Here is a 15,702-nt window from a genome sequence, read left to right on the forward strand (position 1 = left end):
CAAATCTAAATGCACAGCGGGCATAGGTGCCCGAAAGGCCGCATATTCTAAGGAATATCCGGACTTTTGCAAATGTCTTTTTCTGGCGCCTATCAGCGTGCCATTCAGATCTGCTATAGAGCCGTCGGTTAAAACGGCAAGTCAGCTCCCGCCAACGGCGGGTTTGCTGGAGATCCCACATCCATGTGGGTCGGAGCAAAAGCAGGCTTTTGCTCGAATTCTTTACATCTTTGGCATGCCACCGCCGGGCAACATACCGCCCATGCCGCGCATCATCTTGGCCATTCCGCCTTTTGCAGAGAATTTCTTCATCATCTTCTGCATCTGCTTGTGCTGCTTGATCAAGCGACCGATGTCCTGCACCTGAGTGCCGGAACCCATGGCGATCCGACGCTTGCGCGAACCGCTGATCAGCTCAGGGTCGCGGCGCTCGGCCGGGGTCATGGAATTGATGATGGCTTCCATCTGCTTGAATTGCTTCTCTGCCGCGCCCTGGGCATTGCCCATTTGCGCCAGGTTCACGCCGCCGATGTTCGGCAGCTTATCCATCAGGCCGCCAAGGCCGCCCATGTTCTTCATCTGTTGCAGCTGGTCGCGGAAGTCTTCGAGGTCGAAGCCCTTGCCCTTCTTCAGCTTTTTAGCCAGCTTGTCGGCTTTGTCCTTGTCGAGGGTCGCTTCCGCTTGCTCGATCAGGCTGAGCACATCGCCCATGCCGAGGATACGCGAGGCGATCCGCTCAGGGTGGAACGGCTCGAGCGCTTCGCTCTTCTCGCCCATACCGATGAACTTGATCGGCTTGCCGGTAATCGCACGCACCGACAAGGCGGCACCGCCACGGGCGTCGCCGTCGACCTTGGTCAGGATCACACCGGTCAGCGGCAGCGCGTCACCAAAGGCCTTGGCGGTGTTGGCCGCATCCTGGCCGGTCATGGCGTCGACCACGAACAGGGTCTCTACCGGGTTGATCGCGGCATGCAGCGCCTTGATCTCGCCCATCATCTCTTCATCGATGTGCAGGCGACCGGCGGTATCGACGATGACCACGTCGATGAATTTCAGCTTGGCTTCTTTAATAGCAGCCTGGGCAATATCGACCGGCTTCTGGCTCAGGTCGGACGGGAAGAAGGTCACACCGACTTCGCCCGCGAGCATTTCCAGCTGTTTAATGGCGGCCGGACGGTAAACGTCCGCAGACACCACCATCACCGACTTCTTCTTGCGCTCTTTAAGGAAGCGCGCCAGTTTGCCGGCCGTGGTGGTTTTACCCGCACCTTGCAGGCCAGCCATCAGCACAACGGCTGGCGGCACGGCGCTGAGGTTCAAATCTTCGTTGGCCGCGCCCATCAGGCTTTCGAGTTCGGCCTGGACGATCTTCACAAACGCCTGGCCCGGGGTCAGGCTGCGGGACACTTCGGTGCCGACCGCGCGCTCTTTGACCGAGTTGACGAAGTCCTTCACCACCGGCAAGGCGACGTCGGCTTCCAGCAACGCCATGCGCACTTCACGCAGGGTGTCTTTAATATTGTCCTCGGTCAGCTTGGCCTTGCCGGTGACATGGCGCAGCGTCTGCGAGAGACGGTCAGTCAGATTTTCAAACATGCGCGATCCTTTCAGGCCCTATTCATCGAAATGCATTGGTAGACCGAGGTAATGGCGGCCCAGGCTGTGGTAAATCGCTATTAAAAACAGCGCTCGGCGAGCCTGCGGCGTGGGCAGGTCGCGGATTATAGCGAAGACTGCCGCCATGCACACCCGCTGTCTGGCCTGAGAGTCTTTCGTGTTACGCAGGTGTATGCCAAACTCAGCGCCTTTCGGGCCTGCTTAACAGGATTTATGCTCCCTTTGTCACCCAGTTTGCTACCCAGCCTCGCCGCCGCCATCTTGTATGCCGCTGCGACCCTCTATCAGGGCACTCGTCTGGCCCAAGGCGCCAAGGCCGACAAACGCCTGTTGGTAGGCCTTGGCGTGATCGCCCTGCTGGCCCACGCAGCCAGCCTGTTCACGCATTTGATGACACCGGTCGGCCTGGGCCTGGATTTTTTCAGCGCCGCCAGTCTGATTGCCGCCGCGGTGATCGCGCTGACCCTGATGGCCTGCTACCGGATCCCGGTGGAGAACCTGCTGGTGCTGCTGTTCCCGCTCGGGATGCTGACGGTGCTGCTGGCGCAATTCACGCCGACCGGCACCGTGCAGGTCATTGATGAAGAGCCGGGCATCCTCGCCCACATCCTGCTGTCGATCCTCGCCTACGGCATGTTCACCATCGCGGTGTTCCAGGCCTTGCTGCTGCTGTTGCAAGACCACCAGCTCAAGCACAAGCACCCTTCCGGGCTGATCAAGAACTTCCCGCCGCTGCAAACCATGGAAAGCCTGCTGTTCGGCTTCCTCTGGGCCGGCTGGACGCTGCTGTCGCTGTCGCTGATCTCCGGCTGGCTGTTCGTCGAGAACCTGTTCGCCCAGCACCTGGTGCACAAGACCCTGCTGGCGTGCCTGGCCTGGGTGGTGTTCAGCGTGCTGCTGTGGGGCCGCAACCGCCTCGGCTGGCGCGGGCACAAGGCGATCCGCTGGACCCTGGCCGGTTTCTGCCTGCTGATGCTGGCCTATTTCGGCAGCAAGCTGGTTCGCGAATACATCCTGCATATCTGACGGGCAGCCGACATGGACAACTTGCCCTTAGGGCCGATGCTTGCCGTAGTAGCCTTGCTGGTTTTATGGTCGGCGCTGTTTACCGCCATCGAAGCCGCCCAGCAACATTTGCTGGCACTGCGCCCTGGCACCCGCCAGGGTGACAAAGCCGCCGCCCGCCTGAATTTCCCGCGCAACAGCCTGATCCTCTGCAACACCCTGTGCCGCGCCGTGGTGGTGATTCTCTGCACACTGCTGGCGATCTACGCCTGGGCGGAAAACGGCCCGTGGCTCGGCTGGGTGATCTCCAGTGCGGTCCTGCTGGTGCTGGCCGACTATCTGCCGCGTGCTCTGGCTATTCGCCACCCACAAACCATCCTCGGCTTCGGTAATACGTTGCTGGGCGTGCCGCTGAAAATCCTTTCCCCACTGGCTTGGCTGCTCAATGGAATCAGCCTGTTGCTGCTGCGCCCGTTCGCCCGCAAGCCGGGCGTGGTCAAGAAAAGCGACGAGCCGCAGCCGGATCAGGACGACGAGCCGGAAGCCGAAATCCCCAACACCCGCGCACCGGGCATGCCAGGCATCCATGCCCTGGACAACATCACCGTGAACGACATCCTGGTGCCCCGCAGCGAAGTGGACGGCATCAACCTGGATGACTCGGTAGAGGAAATCATCGAGCAGCTGCGGGTTTCCACGCGTACCCGGCTGCCGGTGTTCCACAGCGACATCAACCAGGTCGAAGCGGTGCTCAACACCCGGCAGATCCGCCACCTGCTGCCAGACGCCAGCCTGACCAAGGAAGCGCTGCTGGCCGCCTGTCACGAGCCCTACTTCGTCCCGGAAAGCACGCCACTGCAACTGCAACTGCTGAACTTCCACAAGCAGCAGCGCCGCCTGGGCATGGTGGTGGATGAGTACGGCGAAGTGCTGGGCATTGTGACCCTGGAAGACATTCTTGAAGAAATCGTCGGTGAGTTCGAAAACGAGCAGCACCTCGACAACCCGCACATCCAGCCACAACTGGATGGCCGCTACGTGATCGACGGCGCCGCCTCGATTCGCGACCTGAACAAAACCCTCGGCTGGCACCTGCCCAGCGACGGCCCCAAGACCCTCAACGGCCTGGTGACCGAAGCGCTGGAGACCATCCCGGATTGCGCCGTGTGCCTGAAAATCGGCCGCTATCGCCTGGAAATCCTTGAGACCGAAGACAACCGAGTGGCCAAGGTACTGATCTGGCACATGTAGGAGCGAGCTTGCTCGCGAAAAACCCGAGAGCGCCGTTGGCTGTCAGGTTCCCCGTGTTATCGTTAACGAGCATCGCGAGCAAGCTCGCTCCTACAGGGGCCGGCGCCGCGATGTCGTGTCTGACCGGTGTTTGCTCCCATCCCGAGCCGCACTGCGCACAACCCTGATCCATGGGTGTTCGACCAATAATAATCCGCGTCCAAACGCGCAATGACCGTCAGGGATACCTCAATGAGCACCACCTATAACGAGACGGCGACCGCCGCCCCGACCAATTCGACGGCCCGGGTCGCTACCGCGAGCATCGTCGGCACCGCCATCGAGTTCTACGACTTCTATATCTACGCAACTGCCGCCGCACTGGTGATCGGGCCAGTGTTCTTCCCGCAAACCTCCGGCACGGCGCAGATGCTCGCCTCGTTCCTGACCTTCGGTATCGCGTTTATTGCTCGTCCGTTGGGTTCGGCACTGTTCGGCCACTTTGGCGACCGGATCGGCCGCAAGTCGACACTGGTGGCGTCCCTGCTGCTGATGGGCGTGTGCACCACGCTGATTGGCTTGCTGCCCGGTTATGACAGCATCGGCGCTTGGGCACCGATCCTGCTCTGCGTGCTGCGTTTTGGCCAAGGCCTCGGGCTTGGCGGCGAATGGGGTGGCGCGGCGTTGCTGGCGACCGAGAACGCACCGAAGGGCAAACGCGCCTGGTTCGGCATGTTCCCGCAACTGGGCCCGTCGATTGGCTTTTTGGCGGCCAACGGGCTGTTCCTGATCCTGGCCATGAACCTGAGCGACGAGCAGTTCCGCAGCTGGGGCTGGCGCATTCCGTTCATCCTCAGCGCAGCGCTGGTGATGGTCGGTCTTTATGCGCGGCTCAAACTGCACGAAACGCCGGTGTTCGCGAATGCCGTAGCCAAGGAAGCTCCGGTGAAAGTGCCGCTGGTGGAGCTGTTCAGCCAGCATTGGCTGCCGGTGCTGCTGGGCGCGGCGTCGATGGTGGTGTGTTATGCGCTGTTCTATATCACCACCGCGTTTTCCTTGAGCTACGGTGTGTCCACGCTGGGCTACAGCCGTGAGACCTTCCTCGGCTTGCTGTGCTTCGCCGTGCTGTTCATGGGTGCGGCGACGCCGTTGGCGGCGTGGGCAAGCGACCGTTACGGGCGTAAGCCGGTGCTGATTGTGGGTGCGATCCTGACCATCCTCTCCGGCTTCACCATGGAACCGTTGCTGACCCACGGTTCAACCTGGGCAGTGGCATTGTTCCTGGCGCTGGAGCTGTTCCTGATGGGCGTGACCTTTGCCCCGATGGGCGCAATGTTGCCGGAACTGTTCCCGACCCGCGTGCGTTATACCGGTGCTTCGGCGGCGTATAACCTGGGTGGAATCGTGGGCGCGTCGGCGGCACCGTTCTTCGCGACCAAGCTGGTGGCGATGGGCGGTTTGAGTTATGTCGGCGGGTATGTGTCGGCGGCAGCGGTGATCAGCTTGATTGCTGTGCTGTGCCTGAAAGAGACGCGCAATAACGATCTGAACAAGGTCGCCTGATAAACCGCCTTCGGGAGCAAGCCCCCTCCCACATTTTGATTTGCGAATACATTCAAATGTGGGAGCGGGCTTGCTCGCGAAGGGCGCGACTCGGTTACAGCTCTACAACAACTGCCTTCGAAGCACGGGTAGCTTTAGCCCGGGCAGCCTCAATCGACTCATCCCGCGCCAGCGCCACGCCCATGCGGCGCTGACCGTTCACTTCCGGCTTGCCGAACAAACGCAACGCCGTATCCGGCTCGCTCAACGCAGCACCCAGGTTGGCAAACGCCGTCTGGGTCGACTTGCCTTCCACAAGAATCACCGCCGAAGCCGAAGGCCCGAACTGACGGATCAACGGGATCGGCAGGCCGAGAATTGCCCGCGCATGCAGGGCAAACTGCGACAAGTCCTGGGAAATCAGCGTCACCAAACCAGTGTCATGGGGACGCGGCGATACTTCGCTGAACCACACCTGATCGCCCTTGATGAACAGCTCGACACCAAACAGACCACGACCGCCCAGGGCCTCGGTCACTGCCTTGGCAACACGCTCGGATTCCGCCAGCGCAATCGGGCTCATGGCCTGTGGCTGCCAGGATTCCTGGTAGTCGCCCTTCTCCTGACGGTGACCGACAGGCGCGCAGAAGGTGGTGCCGCCGATGTGGCGCACGGTCAGCAGGGTGATTTCGTAGTCGAAGTCGATAAAGCCTTCGATGATCACGCGGCCTTTGCCGGCACGCCCGCCTTCCTGAGCGTAATCCCAGGCTTTCTGCACGTCATCGGCACTGCGCAACAGGCTCTGGCCCTTGCCCGACGAACTCATCACCGGCTTCACCACACACGGGAAGCCCAGGTCGGTGACGGCCTTGCTGTAGTCCTCGAAGGTGTCGGCAAAGTGGTACGGCGAGGTCGGCAGGTCGAGCTCTTCAGCGGCCAGGCGACGGATGCCCTCGCGGTTCATGGTCAGCAACGTGGCGCGGGCGGTCGGGATCACGGTGAAGCCTTCGGCTTCCAGCTCAACCAGGGTCGCGGTGGCGATCGCTTCGATTTCCGGCACGATGAAGTGCGGCTTTTCGGCTTCGATCACGGCACGCAGGGCGGCGCCGTCGAGCATGTTGATCACATGGCTGCGGTGGGCAACCTGCATGGCCGGCGCGTTGGCGTAGCGATCCACGGCAATCACTTCAACGCCCAGGCGTTGCAGTTCGATTACCACTTCCTTGCCCAGCTCACCGCAGCCACACAGCATTACGCGGGTCGCGGTTGGCGACAATGGAGTTCCGATTCGGGTCATCTCAGGTCCTCAGGGGAGCGGATCATGTGGAGAAAGGCCGGCATTTTACATGAACTGTAAGGATTGGCTTCAGTTGGCGACGCGCTGGCGGCGCAAACGCCAGGCCATGGCCAGCCACACCACGGTAACGCCGGCGAACTTCGAGACCAGGGCAGTGCCGGCTACGGCAGGCGTGAGCGCGCCGATCAGGCCGAAAAAAATGAAGGTGTCGAGGGGAATACTCAGCGCCGAACTGATCCACAGGCGGTCGTGGAGCGGGCGCTTGGTGATGCTGAACACCAGCCAGTCGATGCACTCGGACACCGCGAACGCCGTGGCGCTGGCCAGGGCGATGGACGGATCGGAGGTGATATAGGACAGCACCAGCGCCGCCAGCATGGCGATGATCGCGCCGTGACCGAAGCGGGTTTGCACCATGTCCCGCAGGACAAACACCAAACCACCCCAGGCAGACCAGATGACATCCAGGTGCGGGGCGGTGGAAAAGGCGAAGTTAATCAGCACGACGCTGCTGATATAGGCAATCAGGAAGAACATGGGGCGAGGGACCTGTGAACAATGGGCACAGGGTACTTCACATTTGGAAATATGTCGTCTGGGCGGGCCCTTTCGCGAGCAAGCCCGCTCCCACATTTTGAACGCATTCCTCCAAGATAAACGCAATCAAATGTGGGAGCGGGCTTGCTCGCGAAAGCGGTCTATCAGGCGCCGGACTTCCCCGGAATCATCCACACCAACCCACTCGCCTTCGCCCGCTCATGGCACAACCCCAGCACCACCCGGCGCTCGGCGTTGTCCATGCGACTCCAGCGGGTAATCTCTTCCACCGTGCGCTGGCATCCCGTGCAGATATCATCGTCATCCAGCGCGCAAATGCTCACGCAAGGCGACGCTACTGGCCGTTCAGATACGGTCATTCTTCCTGCTCAACCAGATCACGGGCATAACGCTGGGAGTTATGCACATAGTGCGCAGCGCTGGCTTCTAGCATCTTCTTCTGCACGTCGGTCAGTTCCCGCACCACTTTGCCCGGCGAGCCCATTACCAGCGAACCATCGGGAATTTCCTTTCCCTCACCGATCAGCGAATTGGCGCCGATGATGCAGTGCTTGCCGATCTTCGCGCCGTTAAGAATCACCGCGTTGATGCCGATCAGGCTGTAATCGTCCACCGTGCAGCCATGCAACATGGCGTTATGGCCGATGGTCACGCCGGTGCCGAGGGTCAGCGGGTAACCCATGTCGGTGTGCATCACGCTGCCGTCCTGCACGTTGCTGTTCTTGCCGATCAGGATCAGCTCGTTGTCGCCGCGCAACACCGCGTTGAACCAGACGTTGGCGCCCTCCTCCAGCTTGACCTTGCCCACCAGCGTGGCATTGGGGGCCACCCAGCTGTTGGGATGGGTTTCGACTCGGGCGTCGCCCAGGCGGTATTTCATAGGTGGATCCTCACGGCAGGAACGATGGCCATCTGGCTCTTAGGTATTGATGAAACTTTTCGGCGGCCGATGCAGGCTGATGTCGGCATCGTCATAGAGCAGATTGATCAGCTCGACAATCATGATCGCCGTCAGGCCCCAGATCTTGTATTCGCCAAACCGATAACTGGGCACATACCAACTGCGGCCTTGGTAATCGATACGGTGGGTGTGTTCGCGGGGATCCTGGCGAAAAAACTCCAGGGGCACGCTGAACACAGCGGCGATCTCGGCGTCATTGGCCAGGTATTCAACGTAATCAGGGATAACGCCTACATAAGGCGTGACACGAATCCCGTGCAGGGAAATCAGCGGGCTCAGCGGACCAATCACTTCAACCAACCCCGGCGGCAGGCCGATTTCTTCTTCGGCCTCGCGCAGCGCGGTGAATATCAGGTCGGGATCTTCAGGGTCGCGGCGCCCGCCAGGGAACGCCACTTCACCGCCATGGGTGGATAGCCCGCTGGCGCGCAAGGTCAGGATCAGCTCGGGTTCGTCACTGCGGGTGATCGGCACCAGTACCGCCGCTTCCGGGAACCGACCGTCGGTCTCCAGCGTGCGTGGCGTATGATTGCTTACCCGGCGAAGTAGCTCGTCCAGCATGAGTCATCTCGGTCTGTTGGCTACCTTGCATCATGCACCAAACCTTGCGCACGCCCAACCCCAAAACCCTGGCCATGTCGCTAAACGACAACTTGCAGGCCATACCCGGTCACGCCAAGATAGGCGCACTCTCCAGGAACCCCAGCATGAACTTCTGTAGCCAGTGCGGTAAACCAGTCACCCAGCGCATTCCCGAAGGCGACGCACGCCTGCGTTATGTCTGCGATCACTGTCAGACCATTCACTACCAGAACCCCAATATCGTCGCCGGCACGGTGCCGGTGTGGGGCGAGCAGGTGCTGCTGTGCCGCCGCGCCATCGAGCCGCGCTTGGGTTTCTGGACCTTGCCTGCAGGCTTTATGGAGAACGGCGAGACCGTCGAACAGGCTGCCATGCGCGAAACCATGGAAGAAGCCTGCGCCCGGGTGCGCAACCTGAGCATCTATACCTTGATCGATGTGCCGCACATCAGCCAGGTGCACATTTTCTACCGCGCCGAACTGATCGACCTGGATTTTGCCGCAGGCCCCGAAAGCCTTGAAGTGCGCTTATTCGATGAAGCCGACATCCCTTGGTCCGAGCTGGCTTTCCGCACGGTCGGGCGTACCTTAGAATGCTTTTTTGCTGACCGCCGGCAACAGTCGTATCCGGTACGCAGCGAGTCCGTGCCGCCGCTGACCCAGTTGGCCAAATAACAATCCAGGCGGCACGTAGTCTTTTCAGGGGATACCGTTTTAATGCGTTGGTTGCTTGCTCTGATCTGCCTGTCGTTTGCCACGCTGTCGCCAGCCTCCACCCAATTGATCCTGGGGGGCAAACCCGTCGAGAAAATCCTGGTGCTCAAGTCCGCCCATCAGTTGCAACTGATCAACGACGGCAAGCCCCTCAAGACCTATCGCATCTCCCTGGGTAAAAACCCCAAGGGCACCAAGCTGATGGAAGGCGACCGCCGTACCCCGGAAGGCTTCTACTGGATCGACTGGCGCAAGACCAGCGACCGCTTCAACCTGGCCATGCACATCTCCTACCCCAACATCAGCGACTCCGCCCGCGCCCGCCGCGAAGGGGTCAAGCCCGGCAGCATGATCATGATCCACGGCACCCCCGACGCCGAGGACTACCCCGAAGAGCTGTTCCACACCCTGGACTGGACCGACGGCTGCATCGGCATGCGCAATGTCGACATGCGCGAAGTCTGGAACCTGGTGAAAGACGGCACGATGATCGAGATTCGTCCGTAATTTCCCGCCGCTCGTAAAATAATTCAAAAAAAATTCCTGCCCCGCGCAGCGCTTACCGGTGAATACCAGTTCACCCCGGCAAGCTGCGCGCTTCTGCCCGACAGAAAGACCTCTCTAATACCACTTGGATTGGCGCACTATTAAGGCGCCCGTAAACGCTCGCCTGCACCGTTTTCGCTGCATTGACATGGTATTTAAGTGGTATTAGCTTTCGATCACTACCGGGCGACAACACTCCAATAACCGCATCGGAAACCGACACGATGAACCCCATCCTGGCCCTGCGCCCCGACGATAAACAATCGACGCCGCTGTACCTGCAACTGGCCCGTAACCTCGAAGCCGCGATTCATGCTGGCCAATGGAAATCCGAGCAGGCATTGCCGTCGGAACGCGCCCTCAGCGAGCAACTGAGCATTTCCCGGGTGACCGCCCGTAAAGCGCTGGAAGTACTCTTCGAACAAGGCCTGATCCGTCGCAGCCAAGGCTCCGGAACCTTCATCACCCCACGCCTGGAACAGCCGCTGTCGCGCCTGTCGGGCTTCAGCGAAATGCTCCGGCTCAAGGGGTTTGTGCCAACGTCCCAGTGGCTGGAGCGCGATATCACCCAGCCGACCCATGAAGAGTTGATCCGCCTGGGCCTGTCGCCGAGCGACAAGGTCGCGCGCCTCAAGCGTTTACGTAAGGCCGACGACACGGTGATGGCGATTGAAATGACCGCCATGCCCGCCTCCGTCCTCCCCCACCCGCAGGCCATCGGCAACTCGCTCTACGAATACCTGGAGAGCATCGGCAAGCCCATCGTGCGCGCCCTGCAACACATCCAGGCAATCAACGCGTCGGACGAGTTTGCAGCCCTGGTGGGCATCGCCCCCGGCACCGCCATGCTGCTGATGACCCGGGTGGGCTACACCGCCGACAACACCCCGATTGAAATCACCGACACCTATTGCCGCAACGACTACTACGACTTCGTTGCAGAACTGCGCCGCCACGACTATTCCGCTGAACTGCGAATTTAGAGAACTGCCCATGTCCGAAGACAACATTCTTACGCCCAACGGCTGGATTCGCGGCCGCCTGGTGCACCAGCACGGCAAGGTCACTGCCGTTGAAGGCAGCCCGTGCGACCCGGCTGACAACGACCTGCCGTATTTGCTGCCAGGTTTTATCGACCTGCACGTGCACGGCGGTGGCGGCAAAGACATCATGGAAGGCACCGACGCCTTCCACACCATCACTCGCACCCACGTGCGGTTTGGCACCACCTCGCTGCTGGCCACCACCATGACCGCACCGGTGGACGAAATCTCCCGCGTGCTCGGCGAGATAGGCACCTATTGCGAAAGCCGTCCGACCGGAACCGCCCGTGTGCTCGGCGTGCACCTGGAAGGCCCCTACATCAATCCGGGAAAACTCGGCGCACAACCGAACTTCGCCCACACCGCCTTGATGGCCGAAGTCGAAGAATACCTGCGCCTGGCGCCGATCCGGGTGATCACCATTGCCCCGGAAATCGCCGGCCATGACGGCCTGATCCGCGCCCTCAGCGAACGTGGCGTGCGCATGCAGATCGGCCACACCCTGGGCAGCTACGAAGAAGGCGTCGCCGCCCTCGCCGCCGGCGCCACCAGCTTTACCCATTTGTATAACGCCATGAGCCCGCTGCATCACCGCGAGCCCGGCATCGTCGGTGCCGCATTGGCCCACGCCAAATACGCCGAACTGATTCCCGACTTGCTGCACGTGCACCCCGGCGCCATGCGCGTGGCGCTGCGCTCGATCCCGTGCCTGTACTGCGTCACCGATTCCACCGCCGCCGCCGGCATGCCCGACGGTGAATACAAGCTGGGCAGCCACACCGTGACTAAATGCCTGGGCGGTGTACGCCTGGCCGATGGAACGCTGGCCGGCAGCACCCTGACCATGGACCAGGCGCTGCGCAACCTGGTGAAGATCGGCCTGCCGATCAGCGAAGCCTCACAACGCCTGTCGCAATTTCCTGCGGACTACCTGGGCCTGGAAGAACGCGGTCGCCTGCAACCCGGCAGCTTTGCCGACTGCGTGCGCCTGGACCGCTCCCTGAACCTCACCGACGTAATGGTCGAAGGAGAAACCATTGACTTCAAAAATGCTTGAAGAGGCCCTGGCCTCCTGCGAGGCCATCGAGGCTCAACTGCAACGCCTGGACCCTGTGCTGGAGGAAGTCGCCGGCCGCCTGCGTCGCCAACCGCCGCAAGTGGCGATGACCATCGCCCGTGGCAGCTCGGATCACGCCGCCAGTTACTTCGCCTACCTGACCATGCAACACCTGGGGATTCCGGTGGCGTCGTTGCCGATGTCGGTGGTGACCATGCTGCAATCGCCGCTCAAAGTCAGCGGGCAAGTAGCGTTCGGGTTCTCCCAGTCGGGGCAAAGCCCGGACCTGGTCAACAGCCTGCGCCTGCTGCGCAAGCGCGGCGCCTTGAGCATCTCGATGGTCAACGCCGAAGACTCACCGCTGGAAGCCGCCTGCGAATTCCACGTGCCGCTGTGTGCCGGGCCGGAACGCAGTGTCGCCGCCACCAAAAGCTTTATCGCCACCCTGAGTGCCAGCGCCCAACTGATCGGCCACTGGAACCAGGAAGCCGAATTGCTGCAAGCCTGCCAGGCCTTGCCCGACGGTTTGCGTGAAGCCGCCAAACAAGACTGGAGCGTGGCCATCGAAGCCCTGCGCGGCTGCCAGCAACTGATGGTGATCGGCCGTGGCGCCGGTTTTGCCATTGCCCAGGAAGCCGCGCTCAAGCTCAAGGAAACCTCGGCGATCCAGGCCGAAGCGTTCAGCAGCGCTGAAGTGCGCCATGGCCCGATGGCCCTGATCGATGCCAACTACCCGCTGCTGGTTTTCGCGCCCCGTGGTGCAGAACAAGCCGGCCTGCTGAGCCTCGCCGCCGACATGCGCCAGCGTGGTGCCCGCGTGTTGCTGGCCGCTCCCGACGACATCGCCGAACGCAACCTGACCCTGAGCCGTGCCGAACACCCGGCCCTGGACCCGATCCTGGCGATCCAGAGTTTCTACGTGATGGCTGCCGGTTTGGCAGAGGCCCGGGGCATGGACCCGGACCAACCGCGTCACTTGAGCAAAGTGACCCGCACCCACTGAGTTGATTGCAGCGTTTTCCTGATGAGTACCGTGCCCATGTCCCACAATAATAAAGACCTTACCCTCAGCGCTCCCCTCAGTGGGCCGGTGCTGACCCTGGGCAACGTTCCCGACGAAGTGTTCGCCAGTGGCGCCATGGGCGACGGCATTGCCATCGACCCGCTCAATGATTGCCTGCATGCACCGTGCGACGGCGTGATCATCCACGTCGCCCGCACCGGGCACGCGCTGACCATTCGCGCCGATAACGGCGCTGAATTGCTGATGCACGTGGGCATCGACACGGTGGAGTTGAACGGCGAAGGCTTTGCGTTGCTGGTCAAGCAAGGTGCGCGGGTCAGCGAGGGCCAGGCACTGGTGCAGTTTGACCTGGACCTGATTGCGCGGCAGTGCAAAAGCCTGGTCAGCCTGATCATCCTGACCAACAGTGATGTGTTCGAACTGCGACCGATCACCCTGAAAACGGTCCGGATCGGCGAGCCGCTGCTACACGTGGTTGCGCGCTTGGCCGGGGCAGCGAAAGTGATTGATGAGTCTGTCGCCGAAGCCAGTGCGACTATTCGCATCACCCATCGTGGCGGCCTGCACGCGCGCCCCGCGGCCTTGATCCGCAAGACTGCACAGGAATTCAGCAGCCAGTCGCAGCTGCATTTCGCCGGCAAGTCGGCTTCATGCGACAGCTTGATCGGCTTGATGGGCCTGGGGATTGGTGAGCAGGACGAGGTGCAGGTCACTTGTCGCGGCAAGGATTGTGAAGCGGCGCTGCAAGCACTGATTGCCGCGTTGTCGGTGGCCGTCAGCGAAGAACATCACGCCCCGGTGGCCGCCGCCCCGCGACGCGCAAATACCGAGGCCGGGGTGCTGCAGGGCGTTTGCGCAGCGCCGGGTCTGGTCTGCGGCCCGCTGTTCCGCCTGAACGGGATCGAGTTGCCGGTGGACCCGGGCAACAACGTTCCGGATGAACAATTGCAGCACCTGGACAGTGCCCTGGAACAGGTGCGCAGCGAAATCCGCCACACCCTGGACCAGGCGCGCCAGCGCAAGGACGTTGAGGAAGAGGAGATCTTCGCCGCCCACCTGGCGCTGCTGGAAGACCCGACGCTGCTGGAAGCCGCCACCACCAGCATCGAACACGGCAGCGCTGCCACTCATGCCTGGCGCGATGCAATCCAGGCCCAATGTGCGGTGCTGCTGGCACTGGGTAAACCACTATTCGCCGAACGCGCCAACGACCTGCGGGACTTGCAACAACGCGTGCTGCGGGCGCTGTTGGGCGAGGCCTGGCATTTCGAGTTGCCGGCCGGCGCGATCGTCTCGGCCCATGAATTGACCCCCTCGGACCTGCTGCAACTGAGCAAGCAAAACGCCGCCGGCATCTGCATGGCCGAAGGCGGCGCGACTTCTCATGTGGCGATTCTGGCACGGGGCAAAGGCCTGCCGTGTGTGGTCGCTTTGGGCGAGCAAGTGCTGGAAGTGCCACAAGGTCAACGGGTGGTGCTGGATGCCGCCAATGGTCGCCTGGAACTGACGCCGGACGATGCGCGCCACGCTCAGGTCCACCAGTTGCGCGATGCGCAGAAACTGCGTCGCCAGCAGCAACACGCGGAGGCTCAAGGCACCGCCAGCACTCAGGATGGCGTGCGTATTGAAGTGGCCGCGAATGTCGCCTCCAGCGCCGAAGCCCAACTGGCCTTCGAGAACGGCGCCGATGGCGTTGGCCTGCTGCGTACCGAATTCCTCTTCGTCGATCGCCGCACTGCGCCCGACGAGCAAGAGCAGCGCCAGGCCTATCAGGCCGTGCTGGATGCCATGGGTGACAAGTCCGTGATCATCCGCACCATCGACGTCGGCGGCGACAAGCAACTCGACTACCTGCCGCTGCCGTTCGAGACCAACCCGGTGCTGGGCCTGCGGGGCATTCGCATGGCGCAAGTGCGCCCGGAAGTGCTGGACCAGCAACTGCGTGCGCTGCTGCAAGTCTCGCCACTGGAACGCTGCCGGATCCTGCTGCCAATGGTCAGCGAAGTCGACGAACTGCTGCACATCCGCCAGCGCCTCGATGAACTGTGCACCGAACTGGAACTGACCCAGCGCCCGGAGCTGGGCGTGATGATCGAAGTGCCCGCCGCCGCGCTGATGGCCGAACAACTGGCCGAGCATGCGGACTTTTTGTCCATCGGCACCAATGACCTGTCCCAGTACACCCTGGCCATGGACCGCGACCACGCCGGCCTCGCCGCCCGGGTCGACGCCATGCACCCGGCGCTGCTGCGGCTGATCGCCCAGACCTGCATCGGCGCTGCCAAGCATGGCCGCTGGGTGGGTGTGTGCGGGGCGCTTGCGTCCGACCCGCTGGCCACGCCGGTGCTGATCGGCCTGGGCATCAGCGAGCTGTCCGTCAGCCCGCCGCAAATCGGAGAAATCAAGGACCGTGTCCGTCACCTGGACGCAGCCCAATGCCGGCAACTGAGCCAAAGCCTGCTTAACCTGAGCAGCGCCAAAGCCGTTCGCCAAGCCTGTCAACACCACTGGCCGCTGAGCTGAA

15 protein-coding genes are annotated in these 15,702 nt (G+C 61.9%); 9 read left to right on the plus strand and 6 right to left on the minus strand.

The features are described from left to right. Positions 1 to 222 precede the first annotated feature (222 nt). The gene (gene ffh / locus HBJ59_RS19760; RefSeq protein ID WP_003209589.1) at positions 223 to 1,599 is read right to left on the minus strand and encodes a signal recognition particle protein; all 1,377 of its coding nucleotides are present in this window, start codon (positions 1,597 to 1,599) and stop codon (positions 223 to 225) included. A gap of 234 nt (positions 1,600 to 1,833) precedes the next feature. Between ffh and HBJ59_RS19765 the strand changes: the two genes are divergently transcribed. From HBJ59_RS19765 to HBJ59_RS19775, 3 genes are all read left to right on the plus strand, one after another. Continuing rightward, entirely contained in the window at positions 1,834 to 2,646 is an 813-nt protein-coding gene (locus tag HBJ59_RS19765) for an inner membrane protein YpjD (protein WP_076017511.1), read from the plus strand. Positions 2,647 to 2,658: 12 nt separating this feature from the next. Further along, on the plus strand, positions 2,659 to 3,876 hold the full coding sequence (locus HBJ59_RS19770; protein ID WP_167664507.1) for a transporter associated domain-containing protein: 1,218 nt from the start codon (positions 2,659 to 2,661) through the stop codon (positions 3,874 to 3,876). 231 nt (positions 3,877 to 4,107) lie between these two features. Then, positions 4,108 to 5,418: an MFS transporter gene (locus HBJ59_RS19775; RefSeq protein WP_167664508.1), complete on the plus strand. Its 1,311-nt coding sequence runs from the start codon at positions 4,108 to 4,110 to the stop codon at positions 5,416 to 5,418. A gap of 94 nt (positions 5,419 to 5,512) precedes the next feature. Here HBJ59_RS19775 and purT read toward each other — a convergent pair whose 3' ends face one another. The 5 genes from purT to HBJ59_RS19800 form a co-directional block, all read right to left on the minus strand. Further along, positions 5,513 to 6,694 (minus strand): formate-dependent phosphoribosylglycinamide formyltransferase, encoded by a 1,182-nt coding sequence (purT, locus tag HBJ59_RS19780; RefSeq protein WP_076017513.1) that lies wholly within the window; start codon positions 6,692 to 6,694, stop codon positions 5,513 to 5,515. 69 nt (positions 6,695 to 6,763) lie between these two features. Then, positions 6,764 to 7,231 (minus strand): hypothetical protein, encoded by a 468-nt coding sequence (locus tag HBJ59_RS19785; RefSeq protein WP_003209599.1) that lies wholly within the window; start codon positions 7,229 to 7,231, stop codon positions 6,764 to 6,766. 164 nt (positions 7,232 to 7,395) lie between these two features. Further along, a complete protein-coding gene (locus HBJ59_RS19790) occupies positions 7,396 to 7,611 on the minus strand; it encodes a DUF1289 domain-containing protein (protein WP_167664509.1) in 216 nt (71 codons plus the stop codon). Next, complete coding sequence (locus HBJ59_RS19795) at positions 7,608 to 8,132, minus strand: gamma carbonic anhydrase family protein (protein ID WP_003209603.1); 525 nt, start codon at positions 8,130 to 8,132, stop codon at positions 7,608 to 7,610. Before HBJ59_RS19795 ends, HBJ59_RS19790 begins: the two co-directional genes overlap by 4 nt. Before the next feature lie 39 nt (positions 8,133 to 8,171). Beyond that, positions 8,172 to 8,774: a CoA pyrophosphatase gene (locus HBJ59_RS19800; protein ID WP_076017515.1), complete on the minus strand. Its 603-nt coding sequence runs from the start codon at positions 8,772 to 8,774 to the stop codon at positions 8,172 to 8,174. 146 nt (positions 8,775 to 8,920) lie between these two features. On the opposite strand from HBJ59_RS19800, the gene HBJ59_RS19805 reads away from it, so the two are divergent. The 6 genes from HBJ59_RS19805 to ptsP all read left to right on the plus strand — a co-directional run bounded on the left by HBJ59_RS19805 (position 8,921) and on the right by ptsP (position 15,701). Then, a complete protein-coding gene (locus tag HBJ59_RS19805; protein ID WP_076017516.1) occupies positions 8,921 to 9,469 on the plus strand; it encodes an NUDIX hydrolase in 549 nt (182 codons plus the stop codon). A gap of 42 nt (positions 9,470 to 9,511) precedes the next feature. Next, on the plus strand, positions 9,512 to 10,015 hold the full coding sequence (locus HBJ59_RS19810; RefSeq protein WP_010176835.1) for a murein L,D-transpeptidase family protein: 504 nt from the start codon (positions 9,512 to 9,514) through the stop codon (positions 10,013 to 10,015). A 263-nt stretch (positions 10,016 to 10,278) separates the two neighbouring features. Further along, complete coding sequence (locus tag HBJ59_RS19815; RefSeq protein ID WP_076017517.1) at positions 10,279 to 11,037, plus strand: GntR family transcriptional regulator; 759 nt, start codon at positions 10,279 to 10,281, stop codon at positions 11,035 to 11,037. Between the two features lie 10 nt (positions 11,038 to 11,047). After that, entirely contained in the window at positions 11,048 to 12,154 is a 1,107-nt protein-coding gene (gene nagA, locus HBJ59_RS19820; protein WP_167664510.1) for an N-acetylglucosamine-6-phosphate deacetylase, read from the plus strand. Then, the gene (locus tag HBJ59_RS19825) at positions 12,135 to 13,157 is read left to right on the plus strand and encodes an SIS domain-containing protein (protein WP_167664511.1); all 1,023 of its coding nucleotides are present in this window, start codon (positions 12,135 to 12,137) and stop codon (positions 13,155 to 13,157) included. Before nagA ends, HBJ59_RS19825 begins: the two co-directional genes overlap by 20 nt. 36 nt (positions 13,158 to 13,193) lie before the next feature. Continuing rightward, a complete protein-coding gene (gene ptsP, locus HBJ59_RS19830; RefSeq protein WP_167664512.1) occupies positions 13,194 to 15,701 on the plus strand; it encodes a phosphoenolpyruvate--protein phosphotransferase in 2,508 nt (835 codons plus the stop codon). The last annotated feature ends 1 nt before the right edge of the window (position 15,702 follow it).

This window comes from Pseudomonas sp. AN3A02 (assembly GCF_011765255.1).
Lineage (GTDB): Bacteria > Pseudomonadota > Gammaproteobacteria > Pseudomonadales > Pseudomonadaceae > Aquipseudomonas.

What these genes read in the sequence shown, in the direction of transcription:
- HBJ59_RS19765 (WP_076017511.1), top strand. Translation starts at nt 1,834, where the DNA reads ATGCTCCCTTTGTCACCCAGTTTGCTACCCAGCCTCGCCGCCGCCATC.
- purT (WP_076017513.1), bottom strand. Translation starts at nt 6,694, where the DNA reads ATGACCCGAATCGGAACTCCATTGTCGCCAACCGCGACCCGCGTAATG.
- nagA (WP_167664510.1), top strand. Translation starts at nt 11,048, where the DNA reads ATGTCCGAAGACAACATTCTTACGCCCAACGGCTGGATTCGCGGCCGC.
- HBJ59_RS19805 (WP_076017516.1), top strand. Translation starts at nt 8,921, where the DNA reads ATGAACTTCTGTAGCCAGTGCGGTAAACCAGTCACCCAGCGCATTCCC.
- HBJ59_RS19775 (WP_167664508.1), top strand. Translation starts at nt 4,108, where the DNA reads ATGAGCACCACCTATAACGAGACGGCGACCGCCGCCCCGACCAATTCG.
- HBJ59_RS19800 (WP_076017515.1), bottom strand. Translation starts at nt 8,774, where the DNA reads ATGCTGGACGAGCTACTTCGCCGGGTAAGCAATCATACGCCACGCACG.
- HBJ59_RS19770 (WP_167664507.1), top strand. Translation starts at nt 2,659, where the DNA reads ATGGACAACTTGCCCTTAGGGCCGATGCTTGCCGTAGTAGCCTTGCTG.
- ptsP (WP_167664512.1), top strand. Translation starts at nt 13,194, where the DNA reads ATGTCCCACAATAATAAAGACCTTACCCTCAGCGCTCCCCTCAGTGGG.
- HBJ59_RS19795 (WP_003209603.1), bottom strand. Translation starts at nt 8,132, where the DNA reads ATGAAATACCGCCTGGGCGACGCCCGAGTCGAAACCCATCCCAACAGC.
- HBJ59_RS19810 (WP_010176835.1), top strand. Translation starts at nt 9,512, where the DNA reads ATGCGTTGGTTGCTTGCTCTGATCTGCCTGTCGTTTGCCACGCTGTCG.
- HBJ59_RS19785 (WP_003209599.1), bottom strand. Translation starts at nt 7,231, where the DNA reads ATGTTCTTCCTGATTGCCTATATCAGCAGCGTCGTGCTGATTAACTTC.
- ffh (WP_003209589.1), bottom strand. Translation starts at nt 1,599, where the DNA reads ATGTTTGAAAATCTGACTGACCGTCTCTCGCAGACGCTGCGCCATGTC.
- HBJ59_RS19815 (WP_076017517.1), top strand. Translation starts at nt 10,279, where the DNA reads ATGAACCCCATCCTGGCCCTGCGCCCCGACGATAAACAATCGACGCCG.
- HBJ59_RS19790 (WP_167664509.1), bottom strand. Translation starts at nt 7,611, where the DNA reads ATGACCGTATCTGAACGGCCAGTAGCGTCGCCTTGCGTGAGCATTTGC.